Source organism: Bacillus sp. iso_77 (assembly GCF_056173625.1).
The window spans coordinates 1,204,143-1,217,321 of sequence record NZ_CM149683.1; the positions used below are offsets into that span (position 1 = coordinate 1,204,143).

General features: G+C 42.9%; 13 protein-coding genes. All 13 read left to right on the forward strand.

The annotated features are described in order from the left end of the window. The first annotated feature begins 172 nt into the window (after positions 1-172). The 13 genes from ggt to AC0VYC_RS06135 all read left to right on the forward strand — a co-directional run bounded on the left by ggt (position 173) and on the right by AC0VYC_RS06135 (position 13,178). Complete coding sequence (ggt, locus tag AC0VYC_RS06075; RefSeq protein WP_017359155.1) at positions 173-1,927, forward strand: gamma-glutamyltransferase; 1,755 nt, start codon at positions 173-175, stop codon at positions 1,925-1,927. 257 nt (positions 1,928-2,184) lie between these two features. Beyond that, positions 2,185-3,216 carry a sulfate ABC transporter substrate-binding protein gene (locus AC0VYC_RS06080; RefSeq protein WP_058337450.1) on the forward strand — a complete coding sequence of 344 codons (1,032 nt, stop codon included), beginning with the start codon at positions 2,185-2,187 and terminating at the stop codon, positions 3,214-3,216. Positions 3,217-3,227: 11 nt separating this feature from the next. Beyond that, complete coding sequence (gene cysT, locus AC0VYC_RS06085; RefSeq protein WP_024719596.1) at positions 3,228-4,073, forward strand: sulfate ABC transporter permease subunit CysT; 846 nt, start codon at positions 3,228-3,230, stop codon at positions 4,071-4,073. A gap of 5 nt (positions 4,074-4,078) precedes the next feature. Further along, a complete protein-coding gene (gene cysW / locus AC0VYC_RS06090; RefSeq protein ID WP_159145609.1) occupies positions 4,079-4,948 on the forward strand; it encodes a sulfate ABC transporter permease subunit CysW in 870 nt (289 codons plus the stop codon). A 15-nt stretch (positions 4,949-4,963) separates the two neighbouring features. Continuing rightward, positions 4,964-5,695, forward strand: a complete 732-nt coding sequence (locus tag AC0VYC_RS06095) for a sulfate/molybdate ABC transporter ATP-binding protein (protein ID WP_024719598.1) — start codon at positions 4,964-4,966, stop codon at positions 5,693-5,695. Between the two features lie 240 nt (positions 5,696-5,935). After that, positions 5,936-6,403: a PTS sugar transporter subunit IIA gene (locus AC0VYC_RS06100; protein WP_335364732.1), complete on the forward strand. Its 468-nt coding sequence runs from the start codon at positions 5,936-5,938 to the stop codon at positions 6,401-6,403. Positions 6,404-6,453: 50 nt separating this feature from the next. Next, positions 6,454-7,827: a PTS galactitol transporter subunit IIC gene (locus tag AC0VYC_RS06105; RefSeq protein WP_007498866.1), complete on the forward strand. Its 1,374-nt coding sequence runs from the start codon at positions 6,454-6,456 to the stop codon at positions 7,825-7,827. A gap of 19 nt (positions 7,828-7,846) precedes the next feature. Then, entirely contained in the window at positions 7,847-8,125 is a 279-nt protein-coding gene (locus AC0VYC_RS06110; protein WP_017367077.1) for a PTS sugar transporter subunit IIB, read from the forward strand. Between the two features lie 62 nt (positions 8,126-8,187). Then, entirely contained in the window at positions 8,188-8,634 is a 447-nt protein-coding gene (locus AC0VYC_RS06115) for a hypothetical protein (protein ID WP_008346260.1), read from the forward strand. Beyond that, positions 8,631-9,662: an alcohol dehydrogenase catalytic domain-containing protein gene (locus tag AC0VYC_RS06120; protein WP_017367078.1), complete on the forward strand. Its 1,032-nt coding sequence runs from the start codon at positions 8,631-8,633 to the stop codon at positions 9,660-9,662. The genes AC0VYC_RS06115 and AC0VYC_RS06120 overlap by 4 nt, the downstream gene beginning before the upstream one ends. 180 nt (positions 9,663-9,842) lie before the next feature. Then, the gene (gene pdhA, locus AC0VYC_RS06125; protein WP_008346257.1) at positions 9,843-10,826 is read left to right on the forward strand and encodes a pyruvate dehydrogenase (acetyl-transferring) E1 component subunit alpha; all 984 of its coding nucleotides are present in this window, start codon (positions 9,843-9,845) and stop codon (positions 10,824-10,826) included. 31 nt (positions 10,827-10,857) lie between these two features. Further along, complete coding sequence (locus tag AC0VYC_RS06130) at positions 10,858-11,838, forward strand: alpha-ketoacid dehydrogenase subunit beta (RefSeq protein ID WP_026050078.1); 981 nt, start codon at positions 10,858-10,860, stop codon at positions 11,836-11,838. 17 nt (positions 11,839-11,855) lie between these two features. Further along, a complete protein-coding gene (locus AC0VYC_RS06135) occupies positions 11,856-13,178 on the forward strand; it encodes a dihydrolipoamide acetyltransferase family protein (protein WP_041507419.1) in 1,323 nt (440 codons plus the stop codon). Position 13,179: the final 1 nt, after the last annotated feature.

Consider the following 13,179-nt stretch of genomic DNA (forward strand, 5'->3'; position numbering starts at 1 on the left):
ACGTATGTCTTTATTACTACGAGATGTGCATGTCATATGTTTTGAAAACATGTGTTTTGTTTGGCAGATATAGGATGATAGAATGAAAAATTTTGAAATTTTAGAATAATCTATTGTATTCTGGTCAAGAAGTCGGTAAGGTCAAAGTAAGAATATGGAAGGGGTGTTGTTCATGAAACGCATTTCTCTAACTGTTTTGTCCATATGTCTGTTTGTTTTCTCGTTTTTCCTGCCGGTCAGCCAAGTCACTGCAAACGAAACTCATGGGAATAAAGTAGCTGTTGGCAAAGATGGTATGGTGGCTACTGCACATCCGCTTGCATCGGAGATTGGTGCTGACGTATTGAAAAAAGGTGGGAACGCAGTGGATGCTGCTGTTGCCATTCAGTACGCACTTAACGTAACAGAGCCAATGATGTCTGGAATTGGCGGCGGCGGATTTATGATGGTTTATGATGGGAAGACAAAGGAAACATCCATCATCAACAGCAGAGAGCGAGCACCACAGGGCGCAACACCTGACATGTTTTTAACAGATGATGGAAAAGTGATTCCGTTTGCTGAGCGATCTACACATGGAAATGCGGTAGGTGTTCCAGGGACTGTAAAAGGTCTTGAAGCTGCATTAGATAAGTGGGGTACTCGTTCTATGAAGGAATTGATTGAGCCCTCCATTCAACTTGCAGAAGATGGTTTTGAAATTGATTCTGTCTTGGCAAAAGCGATTGATGATCACCAAGGAAAATTGAAAAAAACGGCCGCAGCGCCAATTTTTCTTCCAAATGATCAGCCGCTCGAAGAAGGAGATCTGCTTGTCCAGCCAGGTCTTGCAAAAACATTTAAACTCATTGCGAAAAAAGGAAGCAAAGCATTTTATGAAGGAAAAGTAGCAAAGGCACTTGCAAATACAGTTCAAGATTTTGGCGGGACGATGACTTCAAAAGATATCAAACGTTATGAAGTCAAGACTGACAAGCCAATCTGGGGAGACTATAAAGGATATCAGCTTGCAAGCATGCCTCCACCAAGCTCAGGCGGGGTGTTTATGCTACAAATTCTCAAAATACTTGACCATTTTAACCTGTCTCAGTATGACCCCAAATCATTCGAAAAATATCAGCTGCTTGCTGAAACAATGCACCTCTCCTATGCTGACCGAGCCGCATATGCCGGCGACCCCGAATTCGTAGATGTTCCACTAAAAGGACTACTAGACGATGATTACATTTCAGAAAGAGCCTCTCTCATTCAATTAGATCAAATGAATCGCAGCCCGAAAGAAGGAGATCCTTGGGCATATGAGGATGAGAAAAATCCATCCCCAATTGTTCCTCAGCCAGAAGATAAAACCATTGGTGAGACGACCCATTTTACTGTTGCAGATCAGTGGGGAAATGTTGTGTCATTTACAACAACCATTGAACAATTATTTGGTACAGGGATACTTGTTCCAGAGTATGGATTTTTCTTAAATAATGAACTGACTGATTTTGATGCAAGACCTGGTGGGGCAAATGAAGTCCAGCCTAATAAACGTCCATTATCAAGTATGACTCCGACGATCATTTTTAAAGATGGAGAGCCAGTCATGACTGTTGGGTCTCCTGGTGGAACGACGATTATTGCTTCTGTTTCACAGACGATTCTCAATTTACTTGAATATGACATGGAGCTTCAGGATGCGGTAGAAGAGCCGAGAATCTACACAAACAGCTTAACTTCGTATCGTTATGAAGTAGGTGTCCCTCTAGATGTAAGAACAAAGTTAAATGATATGGGTCACCAGTTTGGCAGTTCCCCTATTGATATAGGGAATGTGCAAGCTTTACTGATTGATCGAAAAGCAGGGACATTCACTGGAGTAGCTGATTCAACGAGAAATGGAACTGCTGTTGGTGTCAATCTAAAGGTAGCTGCAGATCAATAGCATTTCCCGGGAAAAGAAGCGCCTCATCAAGAAGGCGTTTCTTTTTTCATTAAAATAAAAACACAGTTGACACCTGTGAATAGTTTGAATAATATATAGACTAACATCAATCATACATAGCTGATCGGACAACCGAAGGCTCTTGGCATTGACGTACAGGACTTTTTTGTACTTCAATCGCTGAGAGCCTTTTTTGCGTATAGAACTGAAAACGGCAAGGTTGGTGTCACTATTCAATGTGAAAGGGAGCGGATAACATGAAAAAATGGATATGGATTTCTATTGCGATGACACTTTTCATCATCACAAGTGCTGCATGCTCAAATGCGAATGAAGCCTCAAATCAAAAGGGAAAGATTGAGCTGTTGAATGTGTCATACGATCCTACCCGTGAATTGTATCAGGAATACAATCAAGCCTTTCAGACTTATTGGAAAGACAAAACCGGTGAAGATGTGACGATACAGCAGTCTCATGGAGGATCAGGTAAGCAGGGGAGATCAATTATCGATGGACTCGAAGCAGACGTGGCTACACTTGCTCTTGGGTACGACATTGATGCCATTGCAGATCGAGGGCTACTTTCAAAGGATTGGCAAAAAGAATTTCCGAATCAGTCCACACCTTATACGTCTACTATTGTGTTTCTTGTGAAGAAAGGAAACCCCAAAAATATTAAAGACTGGGATGACTTGATTCAGCCAGGTGTATCTATCATCACACCTAATCCAAAAACGTCAGGTGGTGCAAGATGGAATTATTTAGCCGCATGGGCATATGCCGATAAAACCTTTCATGGGGATGAAGAAAAAACGAAGGATTTTGTGAAAAAGTTATATGAGCATGTCGAGGTGCTCGATTCAGGTGCTCGTGGCGCCACAACAACTTTTGTCGAGCGCGGTCTTGGTGACGTGTTAATTGCTTGGGAAAATGAAGCCTATTTAACACTGCATGAATTAGGCAAAGACAAATTTGAGATTGTCAGTCCCTCCATTAGTATTTTAGCAGAGCCGCCCGTTGCTGTTGTCGACCAAAATGTGAAACGAAAAGGAACAGAGAAAGTGGCAAAGGCTTATTTAGATTATTTGTATTCTAAAAAAGGACAGGAAATTGCGGCGAAAAACTATTATCGCCCAAGAAATCAAGAAGTGCTAAACAAATATAAAGATCAATTTAAAGAGATTGATATGGTGACCATTGATCAGGCATTTGGCGGATGGCGAAAGGCGCAGAAAAGATTTTTTGATGATGGCGGATTATTTGATCAAATATATAGCGGACAAAAATAGGGGGCGACGTGATGAAGAAAGGCTATGCTGCCGCCAATAAAAGAAAACGTGTATTGCCTGGATTCGGGCTGAGTCTCGGAGTGACACTTGTTTATGTCAGTGCGATTGTCGTGATTCCTTTATCTATGGTATTTATTTGGACGGCTTCATTAGGAGCAGAAGGAATTTGGAATGTCTTTAGTGATGCGCGGGTGCTAAAGTCGTTGCAGCTTACGGTTACGACTTCTTTTGCAGCTGCACTCATCAATGCAGGTTTCGGTGTACTGATCGCATGGGTTCTCACGCGGTACTCGTTTCCAGGAAAGAACATCCTGGATGCCCTCATTGATTTGCCGTTTGCTCTTCCAACGGCAGTGGCTGGCATCGCTTTGACGACTCTTTATTCTCCGAATGGGTGGATTGGGCAATTTTTGCATGTGAAGGTGGCATACACCCCGCTCGGTATTATTTTGGCACTGATTTTTATTGGCGTTCCATTTGTCATAAGAACGGTTCAACCGGTCATTGAGGGGCTTGAGCAGGAAGTGGAAGAGGCCGCAGCTATACTTGGTGCTACAAGAAAACAGACCTTTTTTCATGTACTGCTGCCTGCCTTGTTTCCAGCGGTGCTGACTGGATTTTCTCTTGCATTTGCAAGAGCACTCGGTGAATATGGCTCCGTTGTGTTTATAGCGGGAAATATTCCGTTTAAAACAGAGATTACACCACTGATGATCATGTCTAAGCTTGAGCAGTATGATTATCAAGGTGCCGCAGCCATTGCCTGTTTCATGCTGCTCTTATCATTTGTCATTTTGTTATTGATTCACGGATTGCAGTGGTTTGTCGAGCGGAAAAAACAAGTGGAAGTGAGGTGAGATGATTGGAAAGGGAGCTTATTAAAGAGCACCGCATCAAGTACAGGAGTCCTGTGACGGAATCAAAAGCGGTGAAGAGTATGTTGATTGGTGTGGTGTATGCTTTTTTGATTTTGTTTTTACTCATGCCGTTGATTGCTGTGTTTTCAAAGGCTTTTGAGAAAGGATGGAGTTCTTATCTTCTTGCCATCTCACATCCAGACACGCTTGCGGCAATTAAATTGACTGTTTTCATTGTGATGATCACATTGCCGCTTCAAATGATTTTTGGGGTCAGTGCTGCTTGGCTCATCACAAAATTTCATTTCCCGGGAAAACGTTTGTTAACGACTGTCATTGATCTTCCGTTTGCGGTGTCACCTGTCATTGCAGGACTTGTATTTGTACTTTTATTTGGTTCAAATGGACTTTTAGGACCGTGGCTTTTAGCAAATGGATGGAAAGTGATTTACTCTGTACCGGGGATGATTCTTGCGACCATCTTTGTGACATTTCCTTTTGTTGCGAGAGAGTTAATTCCGTTTATGCAAAATGAAGGCATTCATGAGGAAGAAGCATCGCTTACGCTTGGTGCCAGTGGATGGCAGACCTTTTTCCTTGTGACACTTCCAAATATAAAATGGGCCCTTTTTTACGGCGCCATTTTAGCAGGGGCTAGGGCAATTGGTGAATTTGGTGCAGTGTCGGTTGTATCCGGTCATATCCGCGGAATGACGAATACGATGCCGCTTCATATAGAAATTCTATACAACGAGTATCAATTCCAAGCGGCTTTTGCCGTGGCCTCTCTCATGGCATTTGTGGCGGTCATTACATTAATCATCAAGCAGATCATTCAGCAGATGGATCATAGGCTTGGCAAGCGTTCAAAATAAATGGAGGGATCAGCCTTGGGGATTACAGTGAAACAAATATCAAAGCAATTTGGGCAGACGAAGGTTTTGCAAAACGTGGATTTGACGATCGGAAATGGGGAATTGATTTCCTTACTTGGACCGTCTGGGTCAGGTAAGACGACTTTATTAAGAATTATTGCAGGGCTTGATGATGCGAATACAGGGCAAATCTTATTTGGAGAACAGGATTATACTTATATTCCAGTGCGAAAACGGCAAATTGGTTTTGTCTTTCAGCAATATGCGCTTTTTCGAAATATGACGGTATTTGATAATGTGGCTTATGGATTGAAGATGAAACCTAGAGGAGAAAGGTTGCCTAAAAAAGACATCAAAGAGCGGGTGCATGAGCTGCTGAAAGTCGTTCAATTAACGCAGTATGAACATCGTTATCCAGAGCAGCTGTCAGGTGGACAAAAGCAGCGTGTAGCACTCGCACGTGCACTTGCCGTCAAACCGAAAGCTCTTCTCTTAGATGAACCTTTTGGTGCACTAGATTCAAAGGTGAGAAAAGACTTAAGACATTGGCTGAAAAAAGTTCATCAAGAATTTCAAATGACGACCATCTTTGTGACGCATGATCAAGAAGAAGCGTTTGATATCGCTGATCGTGTTGTGGTGATGAATGAGGGCAGAATCGAAAAAATCGGCACAAAAAAAGAAATGACAGAGCAGACAGACAACCTTTTTGTAGCTGAATTTTTAGATATAGGAAGCCATATTTAACAAGAAGTTGATGTGATGTAATGAAAGAGATGCGGCAAAAAGCTGCATCTTTTTTTATAAAAATTTTCCTAGGAACATTGACTTATAATTTCGAATATTATAATATCTTTACAAAGGTAACAGTATTGAACATTTTATAACACATCTGTTTGTAAGCGCTTTATAAAAGGTTCTATTTTAAAATGTTCATTCTTTTTGTTACATGTGTTCATATTTATACCAAATGAAAGGGGTGGTTGTTTGAACAGCTTGTTTGAGTTAGATCAACAGCTGATTGAGCTGCAATACGATGCATCTTCAAGTGAGGAGGTGACTGCCTATTTAGCAGAAAGGTTAGAAACTGGAGGGTATATTAAATCGAGCTTTTTACCAGCAGTGCTTGAAAGAGAAAAAACATATCCGACCGGTCTTCCTCTTGCGACCTTTGGGGTAGCCATTCCCCATACAGATCCTGAACATGTAAACAAACCGGCGATCAGTGTAGCGACATTAAAGGAACCTGTTATTTTTCATAAGATGGGAAGCCCTCATGAGACAGTTCAAGCCAAAATTGTGTTCGTTCTGGCAATCTCTGAACCTAGTAAGCAGCTCGTGATGTTAGAGAAACTGATGACGCTTTTCAGAAAAGAAGAAGTAATGACAAGATTATCTCACATGACATCGTATGAAGAAGCCGTTGATGTACTTCAAAAAGAATTAAACCAATAGTTATTCAAGACATAATGTAAGCGCTTTATTTAAAATCAGGAGGTGGATGTATGATCAAGCAAGCCGTCGATTTCATCTTAGACTTAGGGCCAACAATTATGCTCCCAATTATTATGACGTTATTCGGTATGATTTTAAGGCAAGGATTTAAAAAATCCTTCCGTGCAGGTATTACCATCGGAATTGGATTTGTCGGGGTCAATCTTGTCATTAATTTACTTGTAAGCGGTCTTGGACCAGCAGCCAAAGCCATGGTCAATTCCCTTGGATTAAAGCTTGATATTTTAGATGTAGGTTGGCCGATTGGAGCCGCCATTTCATTTGGTACACCTGTTGCCCCTTTGATGATTCCTCTTGTGCTCTTGTTAAATGTCATTTTGCTGTCTGTTAACTTTACGAAAACATTGAATGTGGATATTTGGAATTTCTGGCATTTGATTTTCGCTGCTTCTGTTACTTACTACGCTTATCATAATATGTTCTTAGCTCTTGCCGTTGGTTTAATCGTTTCTGCGATTACACTAAAACTCGCCGATTGGACGGCACCGACGATTGAACACCATTTCGGATTAAAAGGCGTATCGATGGCTCATGCTGAAACGGTCAACTTCGCTCCGCTCATGTATGCGTCAAACCGCGTGATTGATAAAATCCCTGGTTTAAACAAAATTCATGCGGATCCAGAAACTTTGAAAAAACGTTTTGGCATCTTTGGTGAACCGCTTGTGATGGGTCTTATACTTGGTATCATTATTGGTCTTCTTGGGGGCTATGATGCAAAAGGTGTCATGACCCTTGGAATTCAAATGGCTGCAGTGCTTGTGTTAATGCCAAGAATGGTTGCTTTATTAATGGAAGGACTTATTCCAATCTCTGAGGGTGCTCGTTCTTATATTCAAAAGCGTTTCCCGGGAAAAAATGTCTATATTGGTTTGGATACAGCGATTGTCATTGGTCATCCAGCGAATATGGCTGTAGCCCTTTTGATGGTGCCAATCACCATTTTGCTCGCTGTCGTTCTTCCTTACAATGGTATGCTGCCGTTTGCAGACTTATCGGTTCTGCCATTTACAGTAGTATGGGCAGTAGCAGCCGCTCGTGGGAATATTATTCGCGGCCTCATTAACAGTATTTTTACCTTAATGATTGTCTTCTTCATTGCAACGAACCTTGCACCACTCGCCACAACAATGGGGAAAGCAGTTGGTTTCGACTTCCCAGAAGGGGCAAATATGATCTCTGGTATCGATCTTGGTTCACACGTCATTCCTTGGATCATGGTGAGACTTCTTGATCCGAGCAATCCTTACTTCATTGCAGCGATTGTCTGTGCACTGGCATATGCGCTTCTTTGGTACTGGGTGCGAAATGATATTAAAAAGCAGTATGCAAAAGAAATGGGCTTAGATCAGAAAGATCAATAAACGAGCTGGAGGGATTCTCATGGCAAAAAAAATATTAGTATCTTGCGGAACGGCAGTTGCTACGTCAACGGTTGTGGCAAAAAAGGTAGAAGAGACATTAAAGGAAAAAGGATACGATGTCATCGTTGAACAGTGTAAGGCATCTGAGGTTCCGCAGAAAGCAGAGGGTGCTGATTTAATTGTGACGACAACGCCTGTTAGTGATACAAAAGGAACGCCTGTGATTCAAACGTTATCTTTTTTAACGGGATTTGGCATTGAAGATGATATTGAAAAAATTATCGATCATATTAAGTGAACGATGATTGCGTGGAGGAGCTGCGAAAGCTCCTTCCATGTCATTTGAAAGGGGGAGCTCTCATGCAGCAGCATGCTTATAGCCGAACGTCTGCCATGTTTTCTATTTTCCTTCCGGCCTTGTTAATATGTGTGTTTTTTCTCTGGTCTCTTTATACGTTAATGTCGGCAGGACCTGAGCCATTAGCTGTGTTAGGTGTCTATACGCTGCCTATCCTTATGCTTTCTAGCATCACTGGCCTGAATCAGCCAACGAATATCATGATTAGTGAAGATGAGCTGAAAATAGGTGCTTTTGGCAGGTGGCACACATATGCCGTGTCCGATATTAAAGGAAAATTGTTTTTAAAACCATATCCTCATATCGGGAAAGTATATGTCAGAGTGGGACCTGCGCGAATATTTGGCGGACGCTACTGGATTTCAAGTGAGATGAGTGAGTACAAGCAGCTCGTTCAATCCTTGCAGAGTCTTGCGACATGTGATGAAAAGGAGGATGCGGCTAAATGAAATCAGCTGTCTTTTATTCTTCAGAGGACATTCGTTACGAGGAGCGTAAGCGGCCAGCCATTGGTGACGACGAAGTATTATTAAAAATGCGTGCCTGCGGGTTATGCGGGACGGATATTTATAAAGCGACACATGAGACGGTACCTCCTGGCACAGTGCTAGGGCATGAAATCGCTGGTGACATTATCGAAACAGGCCGTCACGTCACACATGTTCAAACGGGAGACAGGGTGTATGTAGCGCATCATGTCCCTTGTTTTACATGTGACTTTTGTCAAAGAGGATTTTATACAATGTGCCCGCAATTTGCAGCCACAAATGTAGAGCCGGGCGGTTTTTCGGAATATATTCGTGTTCCTGCTTTACATGTTAAGCATACAATGGGCAAGCTCCCACATGACGTCTCATATGAACAAGGAGCGATGGTCGAACCGGTTGCCTGCTGTCTTCACGGCTTTGAAAGGGCGCCCGTTCATCCTGGAGATTCGGTCTTGATTCTTGGAGCGGGGCAAATTGGCTGCATTCAATTACAGCTTGCCAAATATTATTTGGCTGGAAAAGTGATGATTACAGACGTAAATGAGAACAGGCTCCTTCAAGCAAGAAATCTTGGGGCGGACGTCGCTTTTCATCCAGCATCTGAGCCAGTAGAAAACCGCGTCATGAAAGAAACAGATGGAAAGGGAGCGGACCTTGTCATTATTTCTGTGGGGAGTAGTGCGCTTTTAAAAGAAGCATTTCAAGCTGTCGCAAGAGGCGGAACGATTTTGGTCTTTGCTCACTTTCCGAAAGGGGATGTCTCCATTCCAGCAGAACGTTTTTTCCATGATGAAGTGAAAGTAGTCGGAGCTTATTCCTCGCATCCATATCATTATCGTGAAGCGCTAGAGCTCTTAAAAGCGAAAGTCGTTCATACAGAAAAAATGGTGACGCATCGATATCCATTAAGTCAGCTTCGTCAGGCGATAGAATGCGCTAGGCATCCAGAAGGTGAAAGCGTCAAAATCATGATGTATCCAGATGAATGAGAATGTACGAGATGGAGAGAAAGAGAAGGTCTTTGGAAAAGGGCTTTGCCTTTCTCTTTTTTTCTGAAAAAAGATGAAAACGCTTAAAAAATAAACGGAAATGCTTGACTTCAATGAGAGTTAAACGTATGATAATTACAAATGTAACACATAAGAACAAATGTAAAGGGGAGAGAAGAAATGCAAAAACAAATCACTTTGCCTGAACAGATTAGTCATGAGAAATTAGCAGATTTATATAAACAAATGTGGTTAGTAAGATATTTTGATGAAAAGGTCGATCAATTCTTTGCTAAAGGATTAATCCATGGAACGACCCATTTATGTGTTGGACAGGAAGCATCGGCTGTTGGATCTATTGCTGTGTTAAAGGATGAAGATAAGATTGTCAGTACACACCGCGGACATGGTCACTGTATTGCAAAAGGTGCAGAGGTCAATAAAATGATGGCTGAACTGTTCGGACGTGAAACAGGTTACTGCAAAGGAAAAGGCGGTTCCATGCATATTGCCGACTTAGAAAAAGGAAACCTTGGGGCAAATGGAATTGTTGGCGGCGGTATTCCGCTTGCAACAGGTGCGGCGCTCACGTCCAAGATGAAAAAGGAAGGCTTTGTGGTCCTTTGTTTCTTCGGAGACGGCGCCACAAATGAAGGCAGCTTCCATGAAGCGCTGAATCTTGCTTCCATTTGGGATTTACCTGTTGTGTTTATTTGTGAAAACAACCAATACGGCATGTCTGGTCCTGTGAAAGAAATGATCAACATTGAAGACATCTCAACAAGAGCAGAAAGCTACGGAATGCCAGGGAAAACAGTTGATGGAAATGACATGGTTGAGATTATGAATACAGTTGATGAAGCGGTCAGCCGTGCAAGAGCTGGAGAAGGGCCATCACTCATTGAAATGAAAACGTATCGCTGGAAGGGTCACTCAAAGAGTGATGCGAAAAAATACCGTACACGTGAAGAAGAGACAGAATGGAGACAAAAAGACGGAATTAAACGCTTTAAGTCACTCTTAATGGAGCTAGATGTTCTGACAGAAGAGCAGGCTGCTCGTTTACAAGAAGAAGCGAAGCAAGAGATCGAGGCATCTGTTGAATTTGCGAAAAATAGTAAAGAACCATCAATTGACACACTATTAGAGGATGTATACGCCTAATTAGGAGGGGAATCACGTGACAAACACGACAGTGAGAGAGATTTCATATTTAGAAGCCGTTCGAGAAGCAATGAGTCAGGAAATGAGAAAAAATCAAGATGTCTTCATTTTAGGTGAAGATATCGGCGTATACGGTGGCGCATTTGGTGTCACGCGCGGGATGATCGAGGAATTCGGTCCAGAACGCGTCCGCAATACGCCGATTTCAGAGGCTGCCATCGCAGGAGGCGCAGTCGGAGCGGCTTTGACAGGGATGCGTCCGATTTTAGAACTACAATTCTCTGACTTTATTACAATTGCAATGGATCAGCTTGTAAACCAAGCAGCGAAAACACGTTACATGTTTGGCGGAAAAGGGAAAGTGCCGCTTGTTGTCAGAACACCAGCAGGTTCCGGGACAGGTGCCGCAGCGCAGCACTCCCAAAGCTTAGAAGCGTGGATGGCTCATATTCCTGGACTAAAGGTGGTTCAGCCTTCAACAGCTTATGATGCAAAAGGACTTTTAAAAGCAGCAATGGATGATGACAACCCTGTCATTTTCTATGAACACAAGCTTTTATATAAAACAATTGGTGAAGTACCAGAAGAGCAGTACTCGATTCCTTTAGGGAAAGCGGATGTGAAGAGAAGCGGAAAGGACGTCACAATTGTCGCAACAGCCATTATGGTGCACAAAGCGCTCGAAGCAGCGAAGGAACTAGAAGCGGAAGGAATCGATGTCGAGATCATTGATCCGAGAACGCTCGTCCCATTAGATGAAGAAACCATTATTGAATCTGTGAAAAAAACAGGCAAATGTATCGTTGTGCATGAGGCAGTGAAACGAGGCGGCTACGGCGGAGAGATTGCCAGTATGATAGCGGAAAGTGAAGCCTTCGACTATTTAGATGCGCCTATTAAACGACTTGGTGGTCTTGCCGTCCCAATACCGTACAACCCAACGCTGGAAAAAGCAGTCATTCCACAAGTGCCAGATATTATTGAAGCAGCAAAAGAGCTCGTGCGCTCTTAAGTAAAGGGGAGAAGATCATGCCAAAAGAGATATTTATGCCGAAGCTAAGCAGTACGATGGAGATCGGTACCTTGCTTCAATGGTTTAAAGAAGAAGGAGATTCGGTTGAAATCGGTGAGCCTCTATTTGAGATTATGACAGACAAAATCAATATCGAGGTTGAAGCCTATGATGATGGCGTTTTTCTAAAGAAATATTACGAAGCAGATGATCAGATTCCAGTTAATGCTGTCATTGGATATATCGGAGAGGCTAATGAGCAGGTGCCGAGCGAGCCGCCAGCGCAGTCAGATGAAGCATCTTCTGAAGACAGCGGAACGTCATCACCATCTGAACCATCTGTTTCGACTGAAGCTGAACCAGCGGTGGGTGAGAAAGTACGCGCAACTCCTGCAGCGAGAAAAACGGCAAAAGATCACCAAGTAGCCATTCACGAAGTATCTGGTACAGGACCAAAAGGCAGAATTCAAAAACGGGATGTCGAAGCGGCCCTTCACACGAACGAGGAAGGCCAGCGCGTATCACCACTTGCAGGAAAAGTGGCTGCTCGTGAAGGGATCGACTTAGCGAATGTTGCTGGTTCTGGCGCTCACGGCAAAATCATGAAGAGTGATGTGACAGCAGCAGGCGCACAAAAGGCAGAGGCTGCTCCAGTGAGAACACAAAAACTAGCCGGGATGAGAAAAGTGATCGCAGATCGCATGTCACAAAGTGCCTTTACAGCGCCGCACGTCACATTAACAAGTGAAATTGATATGACAAAAGCAAAAGAAGTGCGCAAACAGCTGCTCCCAGCGATTGAAAAAGAGACAGGCTACAGATTGTCGTTTACAGAAATCATCATCCATGCGGTCAGCAGTGTCCTCACGCGCCATCCGCAAATCAATATGACGTTTGAACAAAATGAGCTCCATTTCCATGAGGATGTGCACATTGGTCTTGCGGTTGCTGTGAAAGACGGCTTAATGGTTCCGGTCATCTCTCATGCAAATCAAAAAGGGCTGAAACAGCTCACAAAAGAAGCAAAAGAAATTGGTCGAAATGCACGCGATCAAAAGCTACTGCCAGACCAGTTGAAGGGGTCTACATTTACCATTAGTAACTTAGGGATGTATGCCATTGACACGTTTACCCCAATTATTAATCAGCCGGAAGTGGCGATTTTAGGCGTTGGACGCATTCAAGAAAAACCTGTAGTGATCGATGGAGAAATTCAGGTGCGGCCAATGATGGGCGTCAGTTTATCATTTGATCATCGAGTGGTAGATGGTGCACCAGCAGCAGCCTTTTTAACAGACCTTAAAAAAGTGCTTGAACAACCATTTGAATTGCTAATGTAGG